Genomic DNA, 24,993 nt, shown 5'->3' with positions numbered 1-24,993 from the left:
AGAATCTGTGGGCTCACTTCCACAAGGTTTCTGTCAGGCCACGATTTCGCGCGTGGACTGTTGGCCACCCTCAAACGTCAGGTACTCAACCAACTCCGGCAGCGGCAACGGCTTGCTGATCAAGAAGCCCTGCACCTGGTCGCACCCGAAACCGCGCAGCAAATCCAGTTGCTCCAGAGTCTCCACCCCTTCGGCCACCACTTCCAGGTTGAGGTTATGGGCCAGGTTGATCATGGCGTGCACCAGTTTGCGGTTCTCTTCGCGCAGCTCCATGCCGCCGACGAAGCTCTTGTCGATCTTGAGCAAGGCGATGGGCAGGCTGTTGAGGTGCACGAATGAAGAGAAGCCAGTGCCGAAGTCATCCAGGGAAAAACGCACCCCCAGGCGACCCAGGGCGTCCATGGTCTGCTTGACCAGTTCGCTGCGGCGCATGACGGCGGTTTCGGTGAGTTCGAATTCCAGCCATTGGGCCTCGACGCCCCGCTCGGCAATCAGCCGGCTCAAGGTCGGCAGCAACTGGCTGTCCTGGAACTGCCGGAACGACAGGTTGACCGCCATGTGCAGCGGCGCCAGCCCCCGCTCACGCAAGGCTTGCATGTCCCGCAGCGCCCGGGAAATCACCCAGTAGCCCAGCGGCACGATCAGGCCGCTCTGTTCGGCCAGCGGCACGAATTCGCTGGGCGGCAGCAAACCACGCTCACCGTGACGCCAGCGCACCAAGGCTTCGAGGCCGACGATGCGGGCGCCATCGAGGCTCAACCGGGGCTGGTAATGCAATTCCAACTCGTCACGGCGCAGCGCCCGGCGCAACTCGCTTTCCAGGTCGGCGAGGCTGCGGGCATTGCGGTTGATCCGCTCGTTGAAAATATGAAAGGTACAGCCTTGGGTGCTCTTGGCCTGCTGCATGGCGATGTGGGCATGCCACATCAGCGGGTCGGCGCCAGCCTGGGCACGGGCGTGGGCGACACCCAGGCTGCAGCCGATCAGCAGGCTTTCACCGTCCACCCAATAAGGTTCGGCCATGGCCTCGGTGATGCGCTCGGCCATCCACTCGGCCCGCTGCGGCGCGCGACGGGTATCGATCAGCAAGGCGAATTCATCGCTGCCCAGTCGCGCCAGTTGATCCCCGGCTTCGAGCGCCCCCTTGAGCCGCGACACCACTTGCAGAATCAAGCGGTCGCCAGCCTGGTGACCGAGGGCATCGTTGGCGTGTCGGAAATTGTCCAGGTCCAGGTGCCCGAGGGCCAGTCCACGACCGTCGTTTTCAGCCAGACGCGCCGTCAGCAGCGTCTGGAAACCCTGGCGGTTGGCGATGCCGGTCAGCGGATCCTGTTCGGCGAGGCGCTGCAAGGTGTTCTCCAGCACGCCGCGTTCGCGTACATGGCGCAGGCAACGACGCAGGGTCGCACTGTCGAGCAGGTCGCGCACCAGCCAGTCACTGACGCCATCGGGGGCAACCACAGGCTCGTGCTCCAGCAACAGGATAGTCGGCAGGGAACATCGGCCCGGTGCCGGTTGCAGGGCCATGACGGTCAGTAGGACCGCGTTGCGGTTATCTTCGAACAGGCTGCTGACCGACTCCCAGTTCGGAGCACTGATCAATACGACCGAGGGCCCCATGGGCGCCAGGCTCTCGCGCAAAATGGCCGACCACTCTGGCTCTTCGGCCAATAACAGCAAACGCAAGGGTTCGACAGGCGTAGACAAGCTGACTCCCTAGACTCTGCAAGGTGGTTGGGCGCGCGGCATTATGACCTGCGAACGAGCAATGACCAATGCCAATGGTTCTCAAACAGCGGCTGACGGCGGTTTTATTTTCCGTTGAAACCGCACGTTAGGTGCAAATTCGCCCCATATCCTGCGTGAAACCTGCACAGGCGGCAAATGACAATGCTTGTGCTGCGTCACAAGTCGGACAGCGCAGCACAATTCTCTGAGCCTGTTAAAATGCCGGCCCATTTCTCAGACGACTCCCTGACCCTGTCATGTCCCGACTCAATCCCCGGCAGCAAGAAGCCGTGAACTATGTCGGCGGCCCACTTTTGGTGCTCGCCGGCGCAGGCTCCGGCAAGACCAGCGTCATCACCCGCAAGATCGCGCACCTGATCCAGAACTGTGGCATCCGCGCCCAATACATCGTGGCGATGACCTTCACCAACAAGGCCGCCCGGGAAATGAAAGAGCGGGTCGGCGGCCTGCTGCGCGCCGGTGAGGGGCGCGGCCTGACGGTCTGTACCTTCCACAACCTGGGCCTGAACATCATCCGCAAGGAACATGCGCGGCTGGGCTACAAGCCGGGTTTCTCGATTTTCGACGAGACCGACGTCAAGGCCCTGATGACTGACATCATGCAGAAGGAATACGCGGGCGACGACGGCGTCGACGAGATCAAGAACATGATCGGCGCCTGGAAAAACGACCTGATCCTGCCCCCCGAGGCCCTGGAGAACGCCCGCAACCCCAAGGAGCAGACCGCCGCCATCGTCTACACCCACTATCAGCGCACGCTCAAGGCGTTCAACGCGGTGGACTTCGACGACCTGATCCTGCTGCCGGTCAAGTTGTTCCAGGACCACGCCGACATCCTGGAAAAATGGCAGAACAAGGTCCGCTACCTGCTGGTAGACGAATACCAGGACACCAACGCCAGCCAATACCTGCTGGTGAAACTGCTGATCGGCAAACGCAACCAGTTCACCGTCGTAGGCGACGACGACCAGTCGATCTACGCCTGGCGCGGCGCGCGGCCGGAAAACCTGATGTTGCTCAAGGAAGACTATCCGTCGCTCAAGGTGGTGATGCTGGAGCAAAACTATCGCTCCACCAGCCGTATCCTGCGCTGCGCCAACGTGCTGATTTCCAACAACCCCCATGAGTTCGAAAAGCAGCTGTGGAGCGAGATGGGCCACGGCGATGAGATCCGCGTGATCCGCTGCCGCAACGAAGAGGCCGAGGCCGAACGCGTGGCCATGGAAATCCTCAGCCTTCACCTGCGTACCGACCGGCCGTACAGCGACTTTGCGATCCTGTATCGCGGCAACTACCAGGCCAAGCTGATCGAACTGAAATTGCAGCACCACCAGGTTCCCTATCGCCTGTCGGGAGGCACCAGCTTTTTCGGCCGCCAGGAAGTGAAGGACCTGATGGCCTATTTCCGCCTGATCGTGAACCCGGACGATGACAACGCCTTCCTGCGGGTGATCAACGTCCCGCGCCGGGAAATCGGCTCGACCACCCTGGAAAAACTCGGCAACTACGCCACCGAGCGCAAGATTTCGATGTACGCCGCCACCGACGAGATCGGCCTGGGCGAGCACCTGGACAGCCGTTTCACCGACCGTCTGGCACGCTTCAAGCGTTTCATGGACAAGGTTCGCGAGCAGTGCGCAGGCGAAGACCCGATCTCGGCGCTGCGCAGCATGGTCATGGACATCGACTACGAGAACTGGCTGCGCACCAACAGCTCCAGCGACAAGGCCGCCGATTACCGCATGAGTAACGTCTGGTTCCTGATCGAGGCGCTGAAGAACACCCTGGAAAAAGACGAGGACGGCGACATGACCGTCGAGGATGCCATCGGCAAACTCGTGCTGCGGGACATGCTCGAGCGCCAACAGGAAGAGGAAGACGGCGCCGAAGGCGTGCAGATGATGACCCTCCACGCCTCCAAGGGCCTGGAATTTCCCTACGTGTTCATCATGGGCATGGAGGAGGAAATCCTCCCGCACCGCTCCAGCATCGAAGCGGACACCATCGAAGAGGAACGGCGCCTGGCTTATGTCGGCATCACCCGGGCCCGCCAGACCCTGGCCTTCACGTTCGCCGCCAAGCGCAAGCAATACGGCGAGGTGATCGACTGCGCCCCTAGCCGTTTTCTCGATGAACTGCCGCCCGACGACCTCGCCTGGGAAGGCAACGACGACACGCCGACCGAGGTAAAAGCCGTTCGCGGCAACAATGCCCTGGCCGATATACGCGCGATGCTAAAGCGCTAGAATCGATTAATTTTTACCGACTTCAGGCGCCGATGCGTCATCAAAGGAGGCTTCATGGAAGCCCTGCACCAGAAAATCCGTGAACAAGGCATCGTACTGTCCGACCAGGTCCTCAAAGTCGACGCGTTTCTCAATCACCAGATCGACCCGCAATTGATGAAGCAGATCGGCGACGAATTCGCCGCGCTGTTCAAGGATTCGGGGATCACCAAGATCGTCACCATCGAGGCTTCGGGCATCGCCCCGGCGATCATGACCGGCCTGAACCTGGGTGTTCCGGTGATCTTCGCCCGCAAGCAGCAATCGCTGACCCTGACGGAAAACCTGCTGTCGGCCACCGTGTATTCGTTCACCAAAAAGACCGAGAGCACCGTCGCCATCAGCCCCCGTCACCTGACCAGCAGTGATCGGGTGTTGATCATCGATGACTTCCTGGCCAACGGCAAAGCTTCCCAGGCGCTGATTTCCATCATCAAGCAGGCCGGTGCCACGGTGGCCGGGCTGGGGATCGTGATCGAGAAGTCATTCCAGGGTGGTCGTGCGGAGCTGGATGCCCAGGGGTATCGCGTCGAGTCGCTGGCCCGGGTGAAGTCCCTGGCCGGTGGGGTCGTGACCTTTATCGACTGATCCGCCTAGGGGTTCAGATCGGCTGAGCATACGCAGTCGCCTTGAGCCCCGCCAGCAACAGCCGTTGAAACAGCTCCTCCTTCAGCCCTTCGGGGCTGACCAGCTGCATTCGCTCCAGGTGCGCGGCAAATTCCGCAGGTTCCGGTGCATCGAGCGCGGCCTTGCCCAACTCCAGGATCTCGGTGAGCTTGAACTTGCTCTTGAGCCAGTTCAGTGCCCGCAACAGGTCCCGCTCCACCCCGTCGAAATCGCAGCCCAGCGGATATTCGGGGAACAGGTTCGGATGTCGCGCCTGGATCGCCTGCAAACGCTCTGAGGTGTTGTCGGCGAAACGCGGATCCAGGCAAAAATCCCGGGGCAACTTGCCGGCACTTTTCGCCTGCTCGATCAAGCCTGGCTGGAAGCGGGAATCACTGATGTTCAGCAACGCCTCGATGACCGCCGCATCGGTCTTGCCGCGCAGGTCGGCGATGCCGTATTCGGTCACCACGATGTCGCGCAGGTGTCGGGGAATCGTGCAATGGCCGTACTCCCAGACGATGTTCGAACTGATTTCGCCACCCGCCTCGCGCCAACTACGCAACAGCAGGATCGACCGCCCGCCCTCCAGCGCATGGCCCTGGGCCACGAAGTTGTACTGCCCGCCCACGCCGCTGAGCACCCGCCCGTCTTCCAGTTGATCCGCCACCCCGGCGCCCAGCAGGGTCATGGTGAACACCGTGTTGATGAACCGCGCATCGCGTCGTTGCAAGCGCTTGAGGCGTTCCTGGCCATACAGTTCATTGATGTAACTGATGCGGGTCATGTTGAATTCGAGCAGCCGATCCTGCGGTAACTCACGCAGGCGCTGGTAGAAACTGCGCGGCCCGAGGAAAAACCCACCGTGCACGCAAATGCCATCCGCTTGCGCCGCCTCGTCGAGGGTGCCGGCATTCGCCTGGGCCTGGGTCGCCTCGTCGGGGTAGACCTTGCGGCGGACGATCCCGGCTTCCGCCAACACCAGCAAACCGTTGACGAACATCTCACTGCAACCGTACAGCCCTTTGACAAACGGCTCGACCCCGCCCTCGCGCTCGATCAGTTGCGCCCACTGGCTGAGGTTCAAGTCCGCCAGCAGCACCTGGTAACCGGCATTGTCGGCCTGGCGCGCCAACAGCGCCGCCGTCAACGCATCGCCCATGGAACCGATGCCGATCTGCAACGTGCCGCCGTCGCGCACCAAGGTGCTGGCGTGCAGGCCGATGAGATGGTCCTGGAAGCCCACCGGCATGTTCGGCGTGGAGAACAACGTGTGACCGTCCTTCTCGTCGATCAACAGGTCGAAACCGTCGATGCCGATTTCCGCGTCGCCGGGCATGTAGGGCAAGTCGTTGTGCACTTGGCCGACCAGGAGAATGGTCTCCCCGGCCGCCCGCCGCTTGGCGATCATCGGCAGCAGGTCCAGGGTGATGTCCGGGTTACAGCTCAGGCTCAGGCGATCCGGGTGTCGTGGATCGCTCGCCACCAGTTGGGCAATGAGGTTCAGCCCGGCGGCGTTGATATCCCGAGCCGCATGACTGTAGTTGCTGCTGACGTAGTTCTGCTGGGCCGACGCACTGTGCAGCAGGCTGCCGGGCTGCATGAAGAACTGCTCGACCCGGATGTTGGCCGGCAGGCTGTCGTTCCGCAGGTCGGCCAGGTAATCCAGTTCAGGGTAGTCGCCGAAGACCCGCTCGACGAACGGTTCAAGGAAGCGCTTCTGCAAGCCATCGCCCAGGTTTGGCCGACCGAGGCTCAGGGCGGTGTAGATCGTCAGCTGTCGCTCGGGCAACTGCGCGACGCGTCGGTACAAGGCGTTGGCAAACAGATTGGGTTTGCCCAACCCCAGGGGCATGCCCAGGTGAATGTGTGCGGGCAGGCGCTCGAGCACCTCATCCACCGCCTGTTCGATTGAGCACAACTGCACCATCCGACCCTCCGGGACATTCCGTGAATGTGGGTAGGACCGAACTGGCCGGGTCTTGGTTGCGGTGAACAGCCCTGAAAAAAGCGTAGGCGCAAAAAAGCCGCTCGTAAGCGGCTTTTTTCGGGAAACGTTGGCGTGTTACAGGCCAGACATCTCTTTGATCGCACCCTTGAGCTCGTCATCCGAGCAATCGGCGCAGGTGCCTTTAGGCGGCATGGAGTTGATACCGGTAATGGCCTTGGCCAGGATACCGTCGAGGCCGCCTTGGTGGTCGGCGCGATCTTTCCAGGCAGCCTTGTCACCGATTTTTGGTGCACCCAGCAGGCCAGTACCGTGGCAAGCGTTGCAATGTTTCGCAATCACATCTTTCGGTGCCTTGGCGCCGCCGGCACCGCCAGCCGCTGCGGCCACTTCCATGCCCTTGCATTCTTTCCCCTGAACACAAACCTGGCCAACAGGTTCAAGGCGTTTGGCGATCTCGTCGGTCGGCGCCGCTTGAGCGCTGGCTGCCCAAAGGGCCAATACGGTTGCTGGTGCAGCCAGCATTTTCATAATTAGGTTCACGCGTACACCCTCAATGGTGGCTAGTCACGCCTGCGGCCACGGTTTGCAGGCGGGCGCAAGTATAGCGGTAAGCCCGTCACACTGAAACAACCCCAAAGTCGCAAGGGTCTTGTTTACAGCGACGGCTCGTTGCCCCGGCGCCGTTGCCATACGGGTGCGGCGCCACTTTTTCTAGAAATTGGCCGGCGTGGCTGCGCTGATCAGTCGCGCCGGCGCATCGAACGGATTACGGAAGCGATGTGGCTTGGTGCTCTCGAAATAGTAGCTGTCGCCGGCTTCGAGCACGAAGGTCTCGGCCCCCACCACCAATTCCAGCCGCCCTTCCACCAGGATCCCGGTTTCTTCCCCCTCATGGGTGAGCATCTCCTCACCGGTATCGGCGCCTGGAGGGTAGATTTCGTTCAGGAACGCGATCGCCCGGCTCGGATGAGCCCTGCCCACCAGTTTCATGGTCACGGCGCCGTCGGAGATGTCGATCAGCTCGTTGGCTTTATAGACGATCTGGGTCGGTTTTTCCTGGAAGATCTCCTCCGAGAAAAATTCGACCATGGACATGGGAATCCCGCCAAGGACCTTGCGCAGCGAGCTGATCGAGGGGCTGACGCTGTTCTTCTCGATCATCGAAATGGTGCTGTTGGTGACGCCCGCGCGCTTGGCGAGTTCACGCTGGGAAAGGCCTTTGAGTTTACGAATGGCTTGCAGTCGTTCACCGACGTCCAATGCTGGAGCCTCCAGGGGATCAAGTTGTTTGGAAAGTGAGCGTTATCATGGCGACAGCGTTCAGTATTTACAACACTTTGACCCGCATCCTGTGGGGTGAAACGACTTTCGGTCGGCAGCGTGTTGCCTCAGGCCCCAGAGTAGAGCCGCGGCACCCTGCGCAGATTGCAGAAAATCTGATAGGGAATCGTGTCGGCAGATTTCGCCACGTCGCTGGCCAGGACCTGTTTGCCCCATAGCTCCACGGTCGAACCAAGGCCGGCCTGGGGGATATTCGTCAAGTCGACACACAGCATGTCCATCGACACCCGCCCGACCAGTTGGCTGGGCTGGCCATCCACCCGCACTGGCGTGCCGCTCGGTGCCTGGCGTGGGTAGCCGTCGGCGTAACCCATGGCGACCACACCGACCCGGGTCGGTTGCGCGGTCACGAAGCGTGCGCCATAGCCTACCGGCTCGCCGGCCGGCAATTCGCGCACGCAGATGATCTTCGATTCCAGGGTCATCACCGGCTGCAGGCGCGATGCCAAGGCGTTGGGCTCGTCGAAAGGCGTGGCGCCGTACAGCATGATTCCCGGCCGCACCCAATCGCTCGGTATCTGCGGCCAGCCCAGGACGGCCGGGGAATTGCGCAGACTGATTTGCGCCGCCAGGCCTTGACGGGCCGCTTCGAACACGGCCAGTTGCTGAGTGCTGCTGGGGTCGTGCAGTTCATCGGCTCGGGCAAAGTGGCTCATCAGGACGATTTTCGCCACCTTGCCACTGGCCAGCAGACGACGGTAGGCCGCCTGGTAGTCCGCCGGATGCAACCCGACGCGATGCATCCCCGAATCGAGCTTGAGCCAGACATTGATCGGCTTGCTCAGCGTCGCTCGCTCGATAGCCTCGAGCTGCCACAACGAGTGCACCACGCACCAGAAATCATGTTCGACGATCAGCGCCAGCTCGTCGGCCTCGAAGAAGCCTTCCAGCAACAGCACCGGCCCACGAATGCCAGCGGCTCGCAGCTCCAGGGCTTCTTCGATACACGCCACGGCAAAGCCGTCCGCCGTGTCCTGCAAGGCCTCGGCGCAACGCACCGCGCCGTGTCCATAGGCGTCGGCCTTGATCACCGCGAGGGCCTTGGCCCCCGTGACTTCACGGGCCAATTGGTAGTTGTGGCGCAGGGCTTGAAGGTCGATCAGGGCACGGGCGGGACGCATGGTGGCGGGCTTCTAGGCGGTCATTGAATAAAAAACCGGTGCTGGCTGACGGCTTGCACCACCAACAGCACCGGGAGAGGGATTTTTTAAAGCATCAAGGCAGCGCGGCCATGACAGACAGCTTCACCTGGCTCATGCGGTCATTGGTGAGCTGGCGCTGGATTGACATGTTTCGCAGACTCCTGGTGTTTGCGGCCATAACGGGAAATATCGAGGCCTTCTGCGCTGATCTGCGGCTTTTTCTTGGCCATCAGGTCAGCCAGCAGGCGACCGGAACCACACGCCATGGTCCAGCCGAGCGTGCCGTGACCGGTGTTCAAGAACAGGTTTTTGAACGGCGTGGCCCCCACGATCGGCGTACCGTCCGGGGTGGTCGGGCGCAAGCCGGTCCAGAAACTGGCCTGGGCCAGATCGCCGCCCCGAGGATAAAGGTCGTTGACGATCATCTCCAGGGTTTCACGCCGACGCGGGTTGAGCGACAAGTCAAAACCGGCGATTTCGGCCATGCCGCCCACGCGAATGCGGTTGTCGAAGCGGGTGATCGCCACCTTGTAGGTTTCATCGAGGATGGTCGAGGTGGGCGCCATGGCCGGGTCGGTGATCGGTACGGTCAGGGAATAGCCCTTGAGCGGATAGACCGGTGCGCGGATCCCGAGGGGCTTGAGCAGTTGTGGCGAATAGCTGCCCAAGGCCAGGACATAGCGATCGGCGGTTTCCAGCTTGCCATCGATCCACACGCCGTTGATGCGATCGCCGGCAAAGTCCAGGCGCTCGATATTCTGGTCGAAGCGGAACTGCACACCGAGCTTGGTGGCCATTTCCGCCAGGCGCGTGGTGAACATCTGGCAGTCACCGGTCTGGTCGTTGGGCAAGCGCAAGGCGCCGGCCAGGATGCCTGTCACGCTGGCCAGGGCCGGTTCGACCCGGGCAATGCCTTCGCGATCGAGCACTTCGAACGGCACGCCAGACTCTTTCAGCACCGCGATATCTTTTGCCGCGCCGTCGAGTTGTGCCTGGGTGCGGAACAGTTGCGTCGTCCCCAGGCTACGGCCCTCGTAGGCGATACCGGTTTCGGCACGCAACTCGTCGAGGCAGTCACGGCTGTATTCGGACAAGCGCACCATGCGCTCCTTGTTGACCGCATAGCGACTGGCCGTGCAGTTGCGCAGCATCTGCGCCATCCACAAGTATTGATCGATGTCCGCGGTGGCCTTGATGGCCAACGGTGCGTGACGCTGCAACAACCACTTGATGGCCTTGAGCGGTACGCCCGGCGCGGCCCAGGGCGAGGCATACCCCGGCGAAACCTGCCCGGCGTTGGCGAAACTGGTTTCCATGGCGGGGGCCGGCTGACGATCGACCACCACCACTTCAAACCCGGCACGGGCCAGGTAATAAGCACTGACGGTACCGATGACGCCGCTACCCAAGACCAGAACACGCATGTTGTTGCCCTCACCGCGGCGAACCGCTGACGTTTGTTATACAAAACCGTAATGGGCGCAGTGTAAAAAAGATTAGCCAGTGCTTTTCACTATATAAGTGCTTATATTTGGCGAGAATTCTCGGCAAAAACCCTTTTCATGGAGGCGCATCACCTGTGCGTACCAATACCCAGACCAAACGCGAACTGGACAAGATCGACCGCAACATCCTGCGCATCCTCCAGGCGGACGGACGGATTTCCTTCACCGAACTGGGGGAAAAGGTCGGTCTTTCGACAACGCCATGCACCGAGCGGGTACGCCGCCTGGAGCGTGAAGGCATCATCATGGGCTACAACGCCCGGCTCAACCCGCAGCATTTGAAGGGGAGTTTGCTGGTATTTGTCGAGATCAGCCTCGATTACAAGTCCGGCGATACGTTCGAGGAATTCCGTCGCGCCGTGCTGAAATTGCCCCATGTACTGGAATGCCACTTGGTGTCGGGAGACTTCGATTACCTGGTGAAAGCGCGGATTTCCGAGATGGCTTCATACCGCAAGCTGTTGGGGGACATCCTGCTCAAGCTGCCCCATGTACGCGAATCCAAGAGCTACATCGTGATGGAGGAAGTGAAGGAGAGCCTGAACCTGCCGATTCCGGATTGAAAGCAGGCTCGCGAAAGCCGCGACTCGATCGCCGCGCTCGTCAGACCAATACCTGGCGATTGGCAGCCATGTATTCATGAATCTGTTTTTCGACCCGCGGATGGATCAGCTCCACCGGGCGCCGTCCGTTGGGACAGGGCAAGGTCGCCGTGGTACCGAACAGTCGGCAGATCAGCGGCCGTTCGTCATACACCGTACAACCGTTCGGCCCCAAGTGAACGCAGTCGAGCGCGTCCATGGCCGCGTCCTGCTCCGCGCGGGTCTTGCGGGGCAAGCGGGCCATTTCCTCGGGTGAGGTGGTCACCGGCCCACAGCAGTCATGGCAGCCGGGGACGCACTCGAACGAGGGAATCTGCTGGCGCAGCATGCGGATCTTTTGACTGTTGCAGCTCATCGAGGCGGCTACCGAGGGGGACAGTCCGGGATTCTGCCTTAAATGCCGCGGACCAGACAGGGCTAGCCGACCGCTGTTGCCCACGGATGAATTGCCGGCTTATTCTCGTAAAATTTCTCAAACACAATAATCAGGATTACGCACATGAACGCCCGTGTTCAGCAACCTGTCCCCAGCCACGCGCATGCAGCTTCCTATTACGCCGCCAGCAGCCTGCCGCAGCCAGACCATCCGGTGCTGCAAGGCGAACAGGTAGCGGATGTCTGCGTGGTTGGCGGTGGCTTCTCCGGGTTGAACACAGCGATCGAACTGGCCGAACGCGGCATGAGCGTGGTGCTGCTCGAAGCGCACAAGATCGGCTGGGGCGCCAGCGGGCGTAACGGCGGCCAACTGATTCGCGGCGTCGGCCATGGCCTCGAGCAGTTCGCGCCGATCATTAGCAGCGAAGGCGTGCGCCAGATGAAACTCATGGGGCTCGAAGCCGTGGAGCTCGTCCGCCAGCGCGTCGAACGTTTCCAGATCCCGTGCGACCTCACCTGGGGCTACTGCGACCTTGCCAACAAACCCAGCGACCTGGAAGGCTTCGCCGAAGACGCCGAAGAACTGCGCAGCCTCGGTTATCGTCATCAAACGCGATTGCTGCAAGCCCATGAAATGCACAGCGTGGTCGGGTCGGATCGTTATATCGGTGGGTTGATCGACATGGGCTCGGGTCATCTGCACCCACTCAACCTGGCCCTGGGCGAAGCTGCCGCCGCGCAGCAACTGGGGGCCCGGCTGTTCGAGCGATCGGCGGTCACACGCATCGACTACGGTCCGCAGGTCACGGTGCACACCCAACAAGGTACGGTCCGGGCCAAGACCCTGGTCCTGGGTTGCAACGCCTACCTCAATGGGCTCAACCCGCAACTTGGCGGAAAAGTGCTGCCGGCCGGCAGCTACATCATCGCCACCGAACCCTTGAGCCAGGCTCAGGCCCAGGCATTGCTGCCGCAGAACATGGCTGTCTGCGATCAACGGGTGGCGCTAGATTACTACCGGCTTTCGGCGGATCGACGCTTGCTGTTCGGCGGGGCTTGCCACTATTCGGGCCGCGACCCGCAGGACATTGGCGCGTACATGCGTCCGAAAATGCTCAAGGTCTTCCCGCAATTGGCGGATGTGAAAATCGATTATCAATGGGGTGGGATGATCGGCATCGGCGCCAACCGCCTGCCGCAGATCGGTCGGCTCCAGGACCAACCCAATGTGTATTACGCCCAAGCCTATTCCGGACATGGCGTGAACACTACGCACCTGGCTGGCAAGCTGCTGGCAGAGGCAATCAGCGGCCAGCACAGTGGCGGCTTCGATCTGTTCGCCCAGGTTCCGCACATGACCTTCCCTGGCGGCAAGCACCTGCGCTCGCCGCTGTTGGCGCTGGGGATGTTGTGGCATCGGCTCAAAGAGTTGATTTAAAGAACCTCATCACCACTGACGACGCCATCGCGGGCAAGCCTGGCTCCCACAGATTGAAAGTGACCTGTGGGCAAGACTTGCGCGCGATAGCAATCTCAGCGCCGGCATCGGTTTCACAGCCGCCAGAACGGCTTGAGCCCCTCCTCCAATGCCTCCTTGCGACTCAGCCCGATGTCACGCAACTGTTCGGGTGTAAGTTCCAGCAAAGCCTGGCGTGTATGCAGACGGTGCCAGAACAGGCCCCAGCGTCCCAGACAGGTTGGAGCGTTGCGGGCCTTCACGCCCCGCAGCGCCTTTTCCTGTCCTGCCGCCAGTTCCTGACTGCGTAACGTCAGCCGCACATCGCTCAAGCCGTTCATTTTGATCGCTCCTGTTTACTTGGGTCGCCAGAGGTTTCATGATGCGCGGGCGAGCAAAAGCAATACAGATTCAACCAGATTCTTTTATGTGCATACAGATTGAGCCTTTTCACCACTGAATTGTCTTTTTGCCGCCCATCTGTATCGGTTGCCCTTGTCTACCTTATTGGGAGCGCACCATGACCCTCTACGTGAACCTCGCCGAATTGCTCGGCACCCGCATCGAGCAGGGCTTCTATCGCCCAGGCGACCGGCTGCCGTCAGTGCGTGCATTGAGCACGGAACACGGGGTCAGCCTGAGCACGGTGCAGCAGGCCTATCGCATGCTGGAGGACAGCGGGCTGGCGATGCCCAAACCTAAATCCGGTTATTTCGTCCCGGCCAGCCGCGAGCTACCGGACCTGCCGGCAGTGGGTCGTCCGGCCCAGCGCCCCGTGGACATTTCCCAGTGGGACCAAGTGCTGGAACTGATACGCGCCGTGCCGCGCAAGGATGTGGTGCAACTGGGACGCGGCATGCCGGACATCCATTCGCCGACCATGAAGCCACTGCTGCGCAGCCTGGCGCAGATCAGCCGTCGGCAGGACATGCCAGGCCTGTATTACGACAACATCTACGGCAACCTCGCGTTGCGTGAACAGATCGCTCGCCTGCTGCTGGATTCCGGCTGCCAGTTGGGCCCTGGCGACCTGATCGTCACCACGGGCTGCCACGAGGCGCTATCGGTGAGCATTCGCGCCACTTGCGAGCAGGGGGACATCGTTGCGGTGGACTCACCCAGCTTCCACGGCGCCATGCAAACCCTCAAGGGGCTTGGCATGAAAGCGTTGGAAATTCCCACCGATCCACTGACCGGCATCAGCCTCGATGCGCTGGAACTGGCCCTGGAGCAATGGCCGATCAAGGCCATACAGTTAACGCCAAGTTGCAATAACCCGCTGGGCTACATCATGCCGGATGCGAACAAGCGCGCCTTGTTGAGCCTGGCACAGCGCTTCGACGTGGCGATTATCGAAGATGATGTGTATGGCGAATTGGCCTACACCTATCCACGACCGCGCACGATCAAATCCTTTGACGATGACGGCCGCGTGCTGCTCTGCAGTTCTTTTTCCAAGACACTGGCCCCTGGCCTTCGGGTTGGCTGGGTCGCCCCAGGCCGGTATCTGGAACGGGTGCTGCACATGAAATACATCAGCACCGGCTCCACCGCGCCACAGCCGCAGATCGCCATTGCAGAATTTCTCAAGGGCGGGCATTTCGAACCACACTTGCGGCGGATGCGCGCGCAATACCAGCGCAATCGCGACGTAATGATCGACTGGGTCACCCGTTATTTTCCCCACGGCACCCGGGCCAGTCGCCCCCGGGGCAGCTTCATGCTCTGGGTCGAATTGCCCGATGGCTTCGATACACTCAAACTCAATCGGCGCCTGCACGACCAAGGTGTACAAGTGGCCGTCGGCAGCATCTTCTCCGCATCGGGCAAGTACCGTAATTGCCTGCGGATGAACTACGCTGCCAAGCCAACGGCGCAGATTGAAGAAGCCGTGCGCAGGGTCGGCGCCGCGGCTATCGCACTGTTGAACGAAACCCAGCGCGACACCGTCTGAACCTTTATGCAGGGAAGCGCACCCGACAGCCGATCAACGCCAACAAGCGGAACGATCCTACGTGAGATCCAGACCGATCCTGCCTGCGCTACTGCTAGTCGCCTCGTTGCTGGGTGGCTGCGCCAGTTTTGATGTCACCCGCGAGCCCTCCCAGGCACTGCCGGCCGCCGAATCCTCGTTCGGCCGCTCGGTCCAGGCCCAGGCGGCTCCGCACGAGGGGCGCTCCGGGTTTCGCCTGCTCTCGGACAGCACCGATGCCTTCACCGCCCGGGCCGAGCTGATTCGCAACGCCCAGCGCAGCCTGGATCTGCAGTACTACATCGTTCACGACGGCATCAGTACGCGCATGCTGGTGGACGAACTGCTCAAGGCAGCCGACCGGGGCGTACGGGTGCGCATCCTGCTGGACGACACCACCAGCGATGGCCAGGACGAAATCATCGCGACCCTCGCCGCCCACCCGAACATCCAGATCCGCCTGTTCAATCCATTGCACCTGGGGCGCGCCACCGGTGTCACTCGCGGCCTTGGGCGGCTGTTCAACCTGTCGCTGCAACACCGTCGGATGCACAACAAGCTCTGGCTGGCCGATAACAGCATGGCCATTGTCGGGGGGCGCAACCTGGGGGATGAATACTTCGACGCCGAACCCAACCTGAACTTCACCGATATCGATTTGCTCGGCGTCGGGCCGGTGGCCGAGCAACTGGGGCATAGTTTCGACCAGTACTGGAACAGCGCCCTGAGCAAACCCATCGAACAATTCCTGTCCCGTCGTCCGATCACCAAGGCGCTGGAAAACAGTCGCCTGCGCCTGCAAGAATCCCTGGAGCAGACGCAAAAGGAAAACCACGCGCTCTACCAGCAGTTGACCCTCTACAAGACCCAACCGCGCCTGGACATCTGGCGCAGCCAGTTGATCTGGGCCTGGAACCAGGCGATGTGGGACGCGCCCAGCAAGGTCCTGGCCAAGGACGAACCGGATCCCCAACTGTTGCTGACCACTCAACTGGCCCCGGAACTGACCGGCGTGAGCAAAGAGCTGATCATGATTTCCGCCTACTTCGTCCCGGGCCAGCCAGGGCTGGTCTACCTGACCAGTCGCGCCGACGCGGGTGTGTCGGTGAGCCTGCTGACCAACTCCCTGGCAGCCACCGACGTGCCGGCCGTACATGGCGGCTACGCGCCGTATCGAAAAGCCTTGCTGCAACATGGCGTCAATCTGTTCGAGCTTCGACGCCAACCGGGCCAGGAAGCCAGCAGCCCACATCTGTTCTACAGCAAGTCCTACGGTGAATCCGATTCGAGCCTGCACAGCAAAGCGATCATTTTTGACCGACAGAAATCATTCATCGGCTCGTTCAACTTCGACCCGCGCTCCGTGCTGTGGAACACCGAAGTCGGCGTGCTGGTGGACAGCCAGGAACTCGCCGACCAGGTGCGCGGACTGGCCTTGCAGGGCATGGCGCCGGCCCTGAGTTACCAGGTCCGGCTGGAGGACGGGGCTCTCGTCTGGACCACCGAAGACAACGGCACGCAGCACGAGCTGGACCGCGAGCCGGGCAGTTGGTGGCGTCGGCTCAATGCCTGGTTCAGCATGACGATCGGGTTGGAGCGAATGCTGTAGACCGGCACAAGTCCGGCAGCCCGTTGTTCGTAAGCGTTCAGGCAGCCTGAGTCGCCCCAAACGCTCCTTGGCGCAGCAGCAGGATCACCAGGCCAAACGCCCCTACCGCCATGAACAACGGCAGCGCATGCCCGCTGACCCATTGACTCCCCGCGCCCGCCGCCAGAGGGCCGATCAGGCAGCCGAGCCCCCACAGCTGCGCGACATGAGCGTTGGCCCGCACCAGTGCATCGTCGCGATAACGCTCGCCAATCAGGATCAGCGACAAGGTGAACAAACCGCCAGCGCTGGCGCCGAACAGCACCCACAACGGCCAGATCAACAGGGTATCGATCAACAGCGGAACCGCCAGGCTCGACAGGGTCAGCGCCACCGCGCAGCCCGCCAACAGGGCCCGGCGAGATACATGATCGGCCAGGGCCCCGATGGGCAATTGCAACAAGGCATCACCGACTACCACGGTGCTGACCATTACCAGGGCAACGTCGGCACTGAAGCCCTGGCGCAAGCAATACACCGGCAGCAACGTGAGGATCATCGCCTCGAACGCGGCGAACAACGAGACCGCCCAGGCAATCGCCGGCAAGCCCCGGCAGAACGCCCACAAATCCCCGAATGTCACGCTGCTGGCCTCGCTGCTCGGCGCACCGCTACGCCCCAGCAATAGCAGGGGCGCGATCAGCAGCAGGCCGACACCCACCCAGAATCCGTAGTCATGGGCGGTCCCCAGCGCGCCCAGCAGCAGCGGGCCAGACAACTGGCTCAGGGCATAGCTGCTGCCATACAGCGCCACCAGTCGCCCACGCCACTGCTCGACGACCAGTTGATTGATCCAGCTTTCACCCAGGATGAACACCAGGGTCAAGACCACGCCAATCACCAGGCGTAGCACCAACCAGACCGGATAGCTGGGCAACAGCGCCAGCAAACCGATAGACACCGCGCCGCCCAACAGGCACAAGCGCATTAACGTCGCCGTGCCGAACCGCGCGGCCAGCCGGCTCGATACCTTGGCGCCGAGCAATACACCTACGGCCGGCATCGCCGCCATCACCCCGATGGCAAACGAGTCATAGCCCCAGCCCTCCAGGCGCAGCGACACCAACGGCATGCTCACGCCCAAGGCCAGGCCGACGCTCAGCACAGACGCCAGCACGGCGAAGTAAGTCGCCCAACGCATGTCCACGCTCCTGTGGAGGGGTATAAAAAATACTGTGGGAGCGGGCTTGCTCGCGAAAGCGGAGTGTCAGTCAACTTAGCTGTTGAATGTTAAACCGCCTTCGCGAGCAAGCCCGCTCCCACAAAAGGGACCTGCGTCAGAGCTTGATCCAGGTCGCCTTCAGCTCGGTGTACTTGTCAAAGGCATGCAACGACTTGTCTCGGCCGTTGCCCGACTGCTTGAAGCCACCAAACGGCGCGGTCATGTCGCCGCCATCGTACTGGTTGACCCACACGCTACCGGCCCGCAAGGCCTTGGCGGTCAGGTGTGCCTTGGAGATGTCCTTGGTCCATACCGCTGCGGCCAGGCCGTACGGCGTATCGTTGGCAATCTGGACCGCCTCTTCGGCGGTATCGAAGGCGATGACCGACAATACCGGGCCGAAAATCTCTTCCTGGGCGATTTTCATGGCGTTGTTCACGCCGTCGAAAATCGTCGGCTCGACGTAGGTGCCACCGGTTTCCTCGAGGATACGCTTGCCGCCGGCCACCAGTTTGGCGCCGTCGCTGTGACCGGCCTGGATGTAGGACAGCACGGTGTTCATCTGCTGGGTGTCGACCAGGGCGCCAACGTTGGTGGCCGGGTCCAGTGGATTGCCCGGTTTCCAGCCCTTGAGGGCCTCGATCACCCGCGGCAGGAAGCTGTCCTTGATGGAACGCTCCACCAACAACCGCGAACCGGCGGTGCAGACTTCGCCCTGGTTGAAGGCGATCGCGCTGGCGGCGGCTTCGGCGGCGGCTTGCAGGTCGGGCGCATCGGCAAACACGATGTTCGGGCTCTTGCCACCGGCTTCCAGCCAGATACGCTTCATGTTGGATTCGCCGGCATAAATCATCAGTTGCTTGGCGATCTTGGTGGAGCCGGTGAACACCAGCGTATCGACGTCCATGTGCAGGGCCAGTGCCTTACCGACGGTATGACCATAACCCGGCAGCACGTTCAGCACACCCTTCGGAATACCGGCCTCAACGGCCAGGGCCGCGATGCGAATGGCGGTCAATGGGGATTTTTCCGACGGCTTGAGCACCACCGAGTTACCGGTGGACAACGCCGGGCCAAGCTTCCAGCAGGCCATCAGCAACGGGAAGTTCCACGGCACGATAGCCCCCACGACACCCACCGGCTCACGCGTCACCAGGCCCAATTGGTCGTGTGGAGTCGAGGCCACTTCGTCGTAGAGTTTATCGATGGCTTCACCGCTCCAGCTCAACGCCTGAGCCGCGCCGGGGACATCGATGTTCAGGGAGTCGCTGATCGGCTTGCCCATGTCCAGGGTTTCGAGCAGGGCCAGTTCTTCGGCGTTCTGCTTGAGCAGGGCGGCAAAACGGATCATCGCCGCCTTGCGCTTGCTGGGTGCCAGGCGCGACCAGGCGCCGGAGTTGAAGGTACTGCGAGCACTCTCAACGGCACGCTGTGCGTCGGCCACGTCGCAACTGGCGACCTTGCCCAGCAGGCGACCGTCGACCGGACTGAGGCACTCGAAGGTCTCGCCGGACACCGCATCGGTGTACTCGCCGTTGATGAAGGCGCGGCCTTCGATCTTCAAGTCGCGGGCGCGCTGCTCCCAATCGGCACGAGTCAGGGTGGTCATGCGTGTGTCCTCCTCTTATTTGAGTAAGAACGCCACGCGGTGCGCAGCGTCCAACGAATTCTGCCCGGCCAGCCTGCTTTGGGCACAAGGCACCCACCACCCTAAACCAGCGGCCGGTCCAGTTTCAATATATTTGACATAACGCGGGCAAACCGCCTTGCGATGTTCGTTTTAATAAACATAGACTCGAAACCTTCCGAGCCATCACTGGGGTTACAGCATGAGCATCCAGGACATCGTCGATTTCAACCAGGCCATCACCGCTGCCGATCGCTATCGCCCGGATCCAGCCAAAGTGCTCAAGGGCGACCCCGAACAAGCCGTGTTCAACCACTACAGCAGCCCGTGTGGGCAAATGAACGCAGGCGTGTGGGAAGGCGCCGTGGGCCAGTGGACGGTCAACTACACCGAACACGAATATTGCGAGATCGTCCAAGGCGTCTCTGTATTGCGCGACAGCGACGGCAACGCCAAGACCCTGCGAGCCGGCGATCGCTTCGTGATCCCGGCCGGCTTCAAGGGCACCTGGGAGGTGCTGGAGCCGTGCCGCAAGATTTACGTGGTGTTTGAACAGAAGGCTTGAGCCCGCGCCGAAAAAGACGCTGACACTCTTTCGCTGGTCAATGCCCCGTCAGTCAACCGAGACTGCCTGCCGCGCCACGAATTCTATTGTCGCACCGGGATCACACAGGATGTGCAGCCAGGCCGACAAGTGAGCGCCCTAACCTGACTAATCGCAAGGAGGCAATATGCCCGTCTTACCCGATCAATGCGATCTCGCCATCGCCCAGTACACCATCGGCCAAAAATGCACCCCAGAGTTGCTTGAAGAGGTTCGCGCCCTGGCCAATGGTGCGCCTGTGCGTGCTACAGGCCCCAAATACCCTACAAGCTGGGATCTGCGTCCGCGCCGCATCAACCTGCACACCAATGCCGACAGAGTCATCGTCAGCATCAACTGCGGCTGATCCGCCCCGCACTGACCAGACGGCAACAAAAAAGGCCCGTATCTCGCGATACGGGCCTTTTTCGTAAGAGGGAAAAATCAATTACTTGATTTTGCCTTCCTTGTAGATCACGTGCTTGCGAACAACCGGATCATATTTCTTGATCTCGATCTTGTCCGGGGTAGTACGCTTGTTCTTGTCGGTAGTGTAGAAGTGACCAGTACCGGCGCTCGAGATCAAACGAATCAATTCACGCATGATTAGCTCCCTTAAACCTTGCCATCGCGGCGAAGTTCGGCCAGCACGACATCAATGCCGCGCTTGTCGATGATACGCATGCCTTTGGCAGATACGCGCAGACGTACAAAACGTTTCTCGGACTCAACCCAGAAGCGGTGATGCTGCAGGTTCGGCAGGAAACGACGACGGGTTTTGTTGTTTGCGTGGGAAATGTTATTCCCAGTCACCGGACCCTTACCGGTAACTTGACAGACTCTAGACATGCCTCAGCCCTCTAAAACCACATGCCCAACCCGGCATGGGTTGGCCGCTTAATCTCTCAGTCATTTGGCGCCAGGCGCCGCGTTTCTTTAAGGGTCTTACCGGCTACACCTACAGTGAAGGAACCGGGCCCCTAGAAAAGAGCGCTGCTTTATACCAGAAAGACTACAGCGCAACAACAGCCGATGTGATTTGTCTTCATGGGAAATTCTCGGCCAACCGTCCCGGGCGGCTGGGGCAAGGGCTGGCGCTGTCAGTGACCGCTCGTCGCGGCATACCGTTTTTATTGACCAATGACCGACCTTGACCATCGATGCGCCGGCACTGGGGACCGGAAAATGCAAAAAGGGGATAGTCATTTACCGGCGGGCCCACTAGGGTAGGCGTTTTCCAGACTGCACTCGCAGATGGGCCTTCGACCTGCACAGGAAAACCTACCGATGCGCCTCGCCGCCCTACCACTGTTGCTCGCCCCTCTGCTGATCAGCCCGTTGGCCCACGCTGCCGCCCTGACGGTCTGTACCGAGGCCAGCCCGGAAGGCTTCGATGTGGTCCAGTACAACTCGTTGACCACCACCAACGCCTCCGCCGACGTGCTGATGAACCGCCTGGTGGATTTCGACACCGCCAGCGGTAAAGTGGTCCCCAGCCTGGCCGACAGTTGGGAGGTCTCACCCGATGGGCTGACCTATGTGTTCAAGCTCCACCCGCGGGTCAAGTTCCATCGTACCGAATACTTCACGCCGCGCCGCGACCTGACCGCCGAGGACGTGAAGTTCAGCTTCGAGCGCATGCTCGATCCGGCAAACCCTTGGCACAAAGTCGCGCAAAGCGGCTTCCCCCATGCCCAATCCATGCAACTGCCGGCGCTGATCACGAAAATCGACGCACTCGACCCACTGACCGTGCGCTTTACCCTGGACCATGCCGACTCGACTTTCCTGGCGACGTTGAGCATGGGCTTTGCGTCCATCTATTCAGCCGAATACGCCGACCAGTTGATGAACGCCGGTACGCCGGAAAAACTCAATAGCCAGCCGGTCGGCACCGGCCCGTTCGTTTTCAGCCGGTTCCAGAAGGATGCCTCGATTCGCTACAAAGCCAACGGCGATTATTTCGCCGGCAAGCCGCAAGTCGATCCGCTGATCTTCGCCATCACGCCGGACGCCAATGTGCGTTTGCAGAAATTACGACGCAACGAATGCCAGATCGCCCTCTCGCCCAAGCCGCTGGACGTCCAGGCCGCCAGGCAGGAGTCTACGCTGGCCGTGGCCCAGACCGACGCCTTCATGACCGCGTTCGTGGCGATCAACAGCCAGCACCCTCCCCTGGACAAGCCCGAGGTGCGGCAAGCCATCAACCTCGCCTTCGACAAGGCGAGCTACCTCAAGACCGTCTTCGAAGGCACCGCCGAAGCCGCCAATGGCCCTTATCCACCGAACACCTGGAGCTACGCCAAGAGCTTGCCCGGCTACGCCCATGACCCGGCCAAGGCTCGGGAGCTGCTGGCCAAGGCCGGTTTGAAGGAAGGCTTCCAGACCACCATCTGGACCCGCCCCTCCGGCAGCCTGCTCAATCCCAACCCCAGCATCGGCGCGCAATTGCTGCAATCCGACCTGGCGGAAATCGGCATCCAGGCCGAAATCCGGGTGATCGAGTGGGGTGAACTGATCCGTCGCGCCAAGGCCGGCGAACATGACCTGTTGTTCATGGGCTGGGCCGGCGACAACGGCGACCCGGACAACTTCCTCACCCCGCAATTTGCCTGCGCCGCGGTCAAGTCCGGCACTAACTTCGCGCGTTACTGCAACACTGACCTGGACAAGCTCATCAGCGCCGGCAAGACCACCGGCGAACAAGGGGTGCGCACCAAGCTCTACGAGCAGGCCCAAACGCTTATCCAGCAACAGGCCCTGTGGCTGCCCTTGGCCCACCCCACCGCCTTCGCCCTGGTGCGCAAGGATGTGCAGGGATATTCGGTCAGCCCGTTTGGACGGCAGGACTATTCCAAGGTCGGCTTCAAGCCGTGAGCTGCAAGCTTCAAGCGCAAGTCAAGAGCAGGTGCGCGCAGCTCTGACTTGCCGCTCGCAGCTCGCGGCTTGCAGCTGCCTCACACCCACCCATACTCCGCCATCGACAGCGGCTCGCCGTCACCGATGATGATGTGGTCGAGCACGCGCACATCGATCAAATCCAGCGCCTCCTGAAGCCGTTCGGTAAGCACCCGGTCGGCCTGGCTGGGCTCGGTGTTGCCAGAAGGGTGGTTGTGGCACAGGATCAGCGCAGCGGCGTTGTGGGCCAGCGCCCTCTTGACCACCTGCCGGGGATAAACGCTGGCGCTGTCGATGGAGCCGCGGAACAGCGCCTCGAAGGTCAGCACCTGGTGCTTGGCGTTGAGGAACAGGCAACCGAACACCTCATGAGGTTCGTGGCGCAACATCGATTTCAGGTACTCACGAACCGCGAATGGGCTTTCCAGCGTAGGTTTTTCCCGTGTCCGTTCAGCCAAATGCCGACGGCTCATCTCCTGCACCGCTTGCAACTGGGCAAACTTCGCCGGTCCGAGCCCGACATGATTGCTGAAAGTGAGCTGATCGGCTTCAAGCAGCGCGCGCAGGCTGCCAAATTGAATCAAGAGTTGTCGCGCCAGCTCCACCGCGCTTTTGCCCGCCACACCGGTTCGTAAAAAAATCGCCAGCAGCTCGGCGTCCGAAAGGCTCCCCGCCCCCAGCGCCAGTAACCTCTCCCGCGGGCGTTCCGCCGCGGGCCAATCGCGAATACTCATAGTCTCTCCCTGATCATGGGCGCCGCTGTTCCGTAGCGGTCGCTGTGATATCGTAGCCCATCTTTTTTTGCAGGCGATTTGCACCCGGGCAGGCTGCTGTCCTGGGTTCGCCTTGCACTGACCACTGAAATCCAAAGGCAGGCTTATGCAGCGGCTGTATCGAAAACGCATCGTTCTGGGCGTCGGCGGCGGCATTGCTGCCTACAAGAGCGCCGAGCTGGTCCGCAGGCTTATCGACCAGGGCGCGGAAGTACGGGTCGTGATGACCCGCGGCGGCAGCGAGTTCATCACCCCGCTGACCATGCAGGCCCTGTCCGGCCATCCGGTCCACCTGGATTTGCTCGACCCGGCGGCCGAAGCCGCCATGGGCCATATCGAACTGGCCAAATGGGCCGACCTGGTGCTGATCGCCCCGGCCACGGCCGACCTGATCGCCCGCCTGGCCCAAGGCATCGCCGATGACCTGCTGACCACCCTGGTACTCGCCACCGACGCGGTGGTCGCCGTCGCACCGGCCATGAACCAGGCCATGTGGCGCGACCCGGCCACCCAGGCCAACCTGCAGTTACTCCAAAGCCGCGAGCTGAAAGTCTTCGGCCCGGCCTCCGGTAGCCAGGCCTGCGGCGATGTCGGCATGGGCCGCATGCTGGAAGCCACCGACCTGGCCCAATGCGCCGCCGATTGCTTCAAGCGCCAGACCCTGACCGGCAAACACGTGCTGATCACGGCCGGGCCGACCCAGGAAAACATCGACCCGGTGCGCTACATCACCAACCACAGCTCCGGGAAAATGGGTTTCGCCCTGGCCGAAGCCGCCGTGGAAGCCGGCGCCCGGGTGACGCTGATCACCGGCCCCGTGCACCTGCCGACCCCGGACCGGGTCACGCGCATCGACGTGGTCAGTGCCCGCGACATGCTCGCGGCCTGCGAAGCGGCCATTCCATGCGACCTGTTCATCGCCTCCGCGGCGGTCGCGGATTACCGCCCTGAGGTCATCGCCCCGCAAAAATTGAAGAAAGACCCTACAAGCGGCGACGGACTGCTCCTGCAAATGGTGCGTAACCCGGATATCCTGGCGACCATCGCGACCCGCCCCGACCGTCCGTTCAGCGTCGGCTTCGCCGCCGAGACCGAGCACCTGCTCGATTACGCCGCACGCAAGCTCAAGGACAAGAACCTGGACCTGATCGTCGCCAACGACGTCGCCAACCCGAGCATCGGCTTCAACAGCGAAGAAAACGCCTGCAGCGTGATCGACCGCCAGTTGCATGCCACCCTTTTCGCCCAGACCAGCAAGGGCAAGATCGCCCGCCAACTGATCACCTTCATCGCCGAACGGCTGAACCAGGTTTAATTT

At 61.5% G+C, this 24,993-nt stretch carries 23 protein-coding genes; 10 read left to right on the top strand and 13 right to left on the bottom strand.

Annotated features, from left to right (window positions below; genetic code table 11):
- Nucleotides 1-33: 33 nt before the first annotated feature.
- Nucleotides 34-1,707 (bottom strand): putative bifunctional diguanylate cyclase/phosphodiesterase, encoded by a 1,674-nt coding sequence (locus N4Q37_RS09115; protein ID WP_260957166.1) that lies wholly within the window; start codon nucleotides 1,705-1,707, stop codon nucleotides 34-36.
- A gap of 278 nt (nucleotides 1,708-1,985) precedes the next feature.
- Between N4Q37_RS09115 and rep the strand changes: the two genes are divergently transcribed.
- Together rep and N4Q37_RS09105 are read left to right on the top strand one after the other, a co-directional pair.
- Nucleotides 1,986-3,995: a DNA helicase Rep gene (gene rep / locus N4Q37_RS09110; RefSeq protein WP_260957164.1), complete on the top strand. Its 2,010-nt coding sequence runs from the start codon at nucleotides 1,986-1,988 to the stop codon at nucleotides 3,993-3,995.
- Nucleotides 3,996-4,049: 54 nt separating this feature from the next.
- Nucleotides 4,050-4,622, top strand: coding sequence for a xanthine phosphoribosyltransferase (locus tag N4Q37_RS09105; RefSeq protein ID WP_041023330.1), 573 nt, complete (start codon nucleotides 4,050-4,052; stop codon nucleotides 4,620-4,622).
- Between the two features lie 13 nt (nucleotides 4,623-4,635).
- Here N4Q37_RS09105 and N4Q37_RS09100 read toward each other — a convergent pair whose 3' ends face one another.
- From N4Q37_RS09100 to dadA, 5 genes are all read right to left on the bottom strand, one after another.
- Entirely contained in the window at nucleotides 4,636-6,570 is a 1,935-nt protein-coding gene (locus tag N4Q37_RS09100) for an acetyl-CoA hydrolase/transferase C-terminal domain-containing protein (protein ID WP_260957161.1), read from the bottom strand.
- A 135-nt stretch (nucleotides 6,571-6,705) separates the two neighbouring features.
- A complete protein-coding gene (locus tag N4Q37_RS09095) occupies nucleotides 6,706-7,119 on the bottom strand; it encodes a c-type cytochrome (protein WP_260957159.1) in 414 nt (137 codons plus the stop codon).
- Nucleotides 7,120-7,302: 183 nt separating this feature from the next.
- Nucleotides 7,303-7,851 carry a cupin domain-containing protein gene (locus N4Q37_RS09090; RefSeq protein WP_260957157.1) on the bottom strand — a complete coding sequence of 183 codons (549 nt, stop codon included), beginning with the start codon at nucleotides 7,849-7,851 and terminating at the stop codon, nucleotides 7,303-7,305.
- Nucleotides 7,852-7,979: 128 nt separating this feature from the next.
- Nucleotides 7,980-9,053, bottom strand: coding sequence for an alanine racemase (gene alr / locus N4Q37_RS09085; protein ID WP_260957155.1), 1,074 nt, complete (start codon nucleotides 9,051-9,053; stop codon nucleotides 7,980-7,982).
- 140 nt (nucleotides 9,054-9,193) lie between these two features.
- Nucleotides 9,194-10,498 (bottom strand): D-amino acid dehydrogenase, encoded by a 1,305-nt coding sequence (dadA, locus tag N4Q37_RS09080; protein WP_260957153.1) that lies wholly within the window; start codon nucleotides 10,496-10,498, stop codon nucleotides 9,194-9,196.
- A 155-nt stretch (nucleotides 10,499-10,653) separates the two neighbouring features.
- Here dadA and N4Q37_RS09075 point away from each other — a divergent pair, with 155 nt between their 5' ends.
- The gene (locus N4Q37_RS09075) at nucleotides 10,654-11,142 is read left to right on the top strand and encodes an Lrp/AsnC ligand binding domain-containing protein (RefSeq protein ID WP_003206849.1); all 489 of its coding nucleotides are present in this window, start codon (nucleotides 10,654-10,656) and stop codon (nucleotides 11,140-11,142) included.
- A 40-nt stretch (nucleotides 11,143-11,182) separates the two neighbouring features.
- Here N4Q37_RS09075 and N4Q37_RS09070 read toward each other — a convergent pair whose 3' ends face one another.
- Nucleotides 11,183-11,536: a YkgJ family cysteine cluster protein gene (locus tag N4Q37_RS09070; RefSeq protein ID WP_260957145.1), complete on the bottom strand. Its 354-nt coding sequence runs from the start codon at nucleotides 11,534-11,536 to the stop codon at nucleotides 11,183-11,185.
- Between the two features lie 144 nt (nucleotides 11,537-11,680).
- Between N4Q37_RS09070 and N4Q37_RS09065 the strand changes: the two genes are divergently transcribed.
- Entirely contained in the window at nucleotides 11,681-12,994 is a 1,314-nt protein-coding gene (locus N4Q37_RS09065) for an NAD(P)/FAD-dependent oxidoreductase (protein ID WP_260957143.1), read from the top strand.
- A gap of 113 nt (nucleotides 12,995-13,107) precedes the next feature.
- Here N4Q37_RS09065 and N4Q37_RS09060 read toward each other — a convergent pair whose 3' ends face one another.
- Nucleotides 13,108-13,353, bottom strand: coding sequence for a DUF1127 domain-containing protein (locus tag N4Q37_RS09060; protein WP_260957141.1), 246 nt, complete (start codon nucleotides 13,351-13,353; stop codon nucleotides 13,108-13,110).
- Between the two features lie 179 nt (nucleotides 13,354-13,532).
- On the opposite strand from N4Q37_RS09060, the gene N4Q37_RS09055 reads away from it, so the two are divergent.
- Both N4Q37_RS09055 and N4Q37_RS09050 read left to right on the top strand, forming a co-directional pair.
- Nucleotides 13,533-14,966 (top strand): aminotransferase-like domain-containing protein, encoded by a 1,434-nt coding sequence (locus N4Q37_RS09055; protein ID WP_260957139.1) that lies wholly within the window; start codon nucleotides 13,533-13,535, stop codon nucleotides 14,964-14,966.
- Between the two features lie 61 nt (nucleotides 14,967-15,027).
- Entirely contained in the window at nucleotides 15,028-16,593 is a 1,566-nt protein-coding gene (locus tag N4Q37_RS09050) for a phospholipase D family protein (RefSeq protein WP_260957137.1), read from the top strand.
- A 37-nt stretch (nucleotides 16,594-16,630) separates the two neighbouring features.
- On the opposite strand, the gene N4Q37_RS09045 is transcribed toward N4Q37_RS09050, so the two are convergent.
- Entirely contained in the window at nucleotides 16,631-17,773 is a 1,143-nt protein-coding gene (locus N4Q37_RS09045; protein WP_260957135.1) for an MFS transporter, read from the bottom strand.
- A gap of 136 nt (nucleotides 17,774-17,909) precedes the next feature.
- The gene (locus N4Q37_RS09040; protein ID WP_260957133.1) at nucleotides 17,910-19,403 is read right to left on the bottom strand and encodes an aldehyde dehydrogenase; all 1,494 of its coding nucleotides are present in this window, start codon (nucleotides 19,401-19,403) and stop codon (nucleotides 17,910-17,912) included.
- A 220-nt stretch (nucleotides 19,404-19,623) separates the two neighbouring features.
- Here N4Q37_RS09040 and N4Q37_RS09035 point away from each other — a divergent pair, with 220 nt between their 5' ends.
- Both N4Q37_RS09035 and N4Q37_RS09030 read left to right on the top strand, forming a co-directional pair.
- On the top strand, nucleotides 19,624-19,986 hold the full coding sequence (locus tag N4Q37_RS09035; RefSeq protein ID WP_260957130.1) for a cupin domain-containing protein: 363 nt from the start codon (nucleotides 19,624-19,626) through the stop codon (nucleotides 19,984-19,986).
- Between the two features lie 166 nt (nucleotides 19,987-20,152).
- Nucleotides 20,153-20,371 carry a peptidase inhibitor gene (locus N4Q37_RS09030; protein WP_260957128.1) on the top strand — a complete coding sequence of 73 codons (219 nt, stop codon included), beginning with the start codon at nucleotides 20,153-20,155 and terminating at the stop codon, nucleotides 20,369-20,371.
- An 81-nt stretch (nucleotides 20,372-20,452) separates the two neighbouring features.
- Here the strand turns inward: N4Q37_RS09030 and rpmG are convergent, their stop codons facing one another.
- Both rpmG and rpmB read right to left on the bottom strand, forming a co-directional pair.
- Complete coding sequence (rpmG, locus tag N4Q37_RS09025; RefSeq protein WP_003177274.1) at nucleotides 20,453-20,608, bottom strand: 50S ribosomal protein L33; 156 nt, start codon at nucleotides 20,606-20,608, stop codon at nucleotides 20,453-20,455.
- 11 nt (nucleotides 20,609-20,619) lie between these two features.
- On the bottom strand, nucleotides 20,620-20,853 hold the full coding sequence (rpmB, locus tag N4Q37_RS09020; protein ID WP_007921114.1) for a 50S ribosomal protein L28: 234 nt from the start codon (nucleotides 20,851-20,853) through the stop codon (nucleotides 20,620-20,622).
- Between the two features lie 438 nt (nucleotides 20,854-21,291).
- On the opposite strand from rpmB, the gene N4Q37_RS09015 reads away from it, so the two are divergent.
- Complete coding sequence (locus N4Q37_RS09015) at nucleotides 21,292-22,881, top strand: ABC transporter substrate-binding protein (RefSeq protein WP_260957102.1); 1,590 nt, start codon at nucleotides 21,292-21,294, stop codon at nucleotides 22,879-22,881.
- Nucleotides 22,882-22,961: 80 nt separating this feature from the next.
- Here N4Q37_RS09015 and radC read toward each other — a convergent pair whose 3' ends face one another.
- On the bottom strand, nucleotides 22,962-23,636 hold the full coding sequence (gene radC, locus N4Q37_RS09010) for a RadC family protein (RefSeq protein WP_260957100.1): 675 nt from the start codon (nucleotides 23,634-23,636) through the stop codon (nucleotides 22,962-22,964).
- 145 nt (nucleotides 23,637-23,781) lie between these two features.
- Here radC and coaBC point away from each other — a divergent pair, with 145 nt between their 5' ends.
- Nucleotides 23,782-24,990, top strand: coding sequence for a bifunctional phosphopantothenoylcysteine decarboxylase/phosphopantothenate--cysteine ligase CoaBC (gene coaBC / locus N4Q37_RS09005; RefSeq protein WP_260957098.1), 1,209 nt, complete (start codon nucleotides 23,782-23,784; stop codon nucleotides 24,988-24,990).
- Nucleotides 24,991-24,993: the final 3 nt, after the last annotated feature.

It is taken from the genome of Pseudomonas citri, assembly GCF_025336485.1.
Classification (GTDB): domain Bacteria; phylum Pseudomonadota; class Gammaproteobacteria; order Pseudomonadales; family Pseudomonadaceae; genus Aquipseudomonas; species Aquipseudomonas citri.
Note: the sequence above shows the minus strand (reverse complement) of the source record. Positions and strands in the feature narration are given on the sequence as shown.

What these genes read in the sequence shown, in the direction of transcription:
- rep (WP_260957164.1), top strand. Translation starts at nt 1,986, where the DNA reads ATGTCCCGACTCAATCCCCGGCAGCAAGAAGCCGTGAACTATGTCGGC.
- N4Q37_RS09105 (WP_041023330.1), top strand. Translation starts at nt 4,050, where the DNA reads ATGGAAGCCCTGCACCAGAAAATCCGTGAACAAGGCATCGTACTGTCC.
- N4Q37_RS09100 (WP_260957161.1), bottom strand. Translation starts at nt 6,570, where the DNA reads ATGGTGCAGTTGTGCTCAATCGAACAGGCGGTGGATGAGGTGCTCGAG.
- N4Q37_RS09095 (WP_260957159.1), bottom strand. Translation starts at nt 7,119, where the DNA reads ATGAAAATGCTGGCTGCACCAGCAACCGTATTGGCCCTTTGGGCAGCC.
- alr (WP_260957155.1), bottom strand. Translation starts at nt 9,053, where the DNA reads ATGCGTCCCGCCCGTGCCCTGATCGACCTTCAAGCCCTGCGCCACAAC.
- dadA (WP_260957153.1), bottom strand. Translation starts at nt 10,498, where the DNA reads ATGCGTGTTCTGGTCTTGGGTAGCGGCGTCATCGGTACCGTCAGTGCT.
- N4Q37_RS09070 (WP_260957145.1), bottom strand. Translation starts at nt 11,536, where the DNA reads ATGAGCTGCAACAGTCAAAAGATCCGCATGCTGCGCCAGCAGATTCCC.
- N4Q37_RS09065 (WP_260957143.1), top strand. Translation starts at nt 11,681, where the DNA reads ATGAACGCCCGTGTTCAGCAACCTGTCCCCAGCCACGCGCATGCAGCT.
- N4Q37_RS09060 (WP_260957141.1), bottom strand. Translation starts at nt 13,353, where the DNA reads ATGAACGGCTTGAGCGATGTGCGGCTGACGTTACGCAGTCAGGAACTG.
- N4Q37_RS09055 (WP_260957139.1), top strand. Translation starts at nt 13,533, where the DNA reads ATGACCCTCTACGTGAACCTCGCCGAATTGCTCGGCACCCGCATCGAG.
- N4Q37_RS09045 (WP_260957135.1), bottom strand. Translation starts at nt 17,773, where the DNA reads ATGCGTTGGGCGACTTACTTCGCCGTGCTGGCGTCTGTGCTGAGCGTC.
- N4Q37_RS09040 (WP_260957133.1), bottom strand. Translation starts at nt 19,403, where the DNA reads ATGACCACCCTGACTCGTGCCGATTGGGAGCAGCGCGCCCGCGACTTG.
- N4Q37_RS09035 (WP_260957130.1), top strand. Translation starts at nt 19,624, where the DNA reads ATGAGCATCCAGGACATCGTCGATTTCAACCAGGCCATCACCGCTGCC.
- N4Q37_RS09030 (WP_260957128.1), top strand. Translation starts at nt 20,153, where the DNA reads ATGCCCGTCTTACCCGATCAATGCGATCTCGCCATCGCCCAGTACACC.
- rpmG (WP_003177274.1), bottom strand. Translation starts at nt 20,608, where the DNA reads ATGCGTGAATTGATTCGTTTGATCTCGAGCGCCGGTACTGGTCACTTC.
- rpmB (WP_007921114.1), bottom strand. Translation starts at nt 20,853, where the DNA reads ATGTCTAGAGTCTGTCAAGTTACCGGTAAGGGTCCGGTGACTGGGAAT.
- N4Q37_RS09015 (WP_260957102.1), top strand. Translation starts at nt 21,292, where the DNA reads ATGCGCCTCGCCGCCCTACCACTGTTGCTCGCCCCTCTGCTGATCAGC.
- radC (WP_260957100.1), bottom strand. Translation starts at nt 23,636, where the DNA reads ATGAGTATTCGCGATTGGCCCGCGGCGGAACGCCCGCGGGAGAGGTTA.
- coaBC (WP_260957098.1), top strand. Translation starts at nt 23,782, where the DNA reads ATGCAGCGGCTGTATCGAAAACGCATCGTTCTGGGCGTCGGCGGCGGC.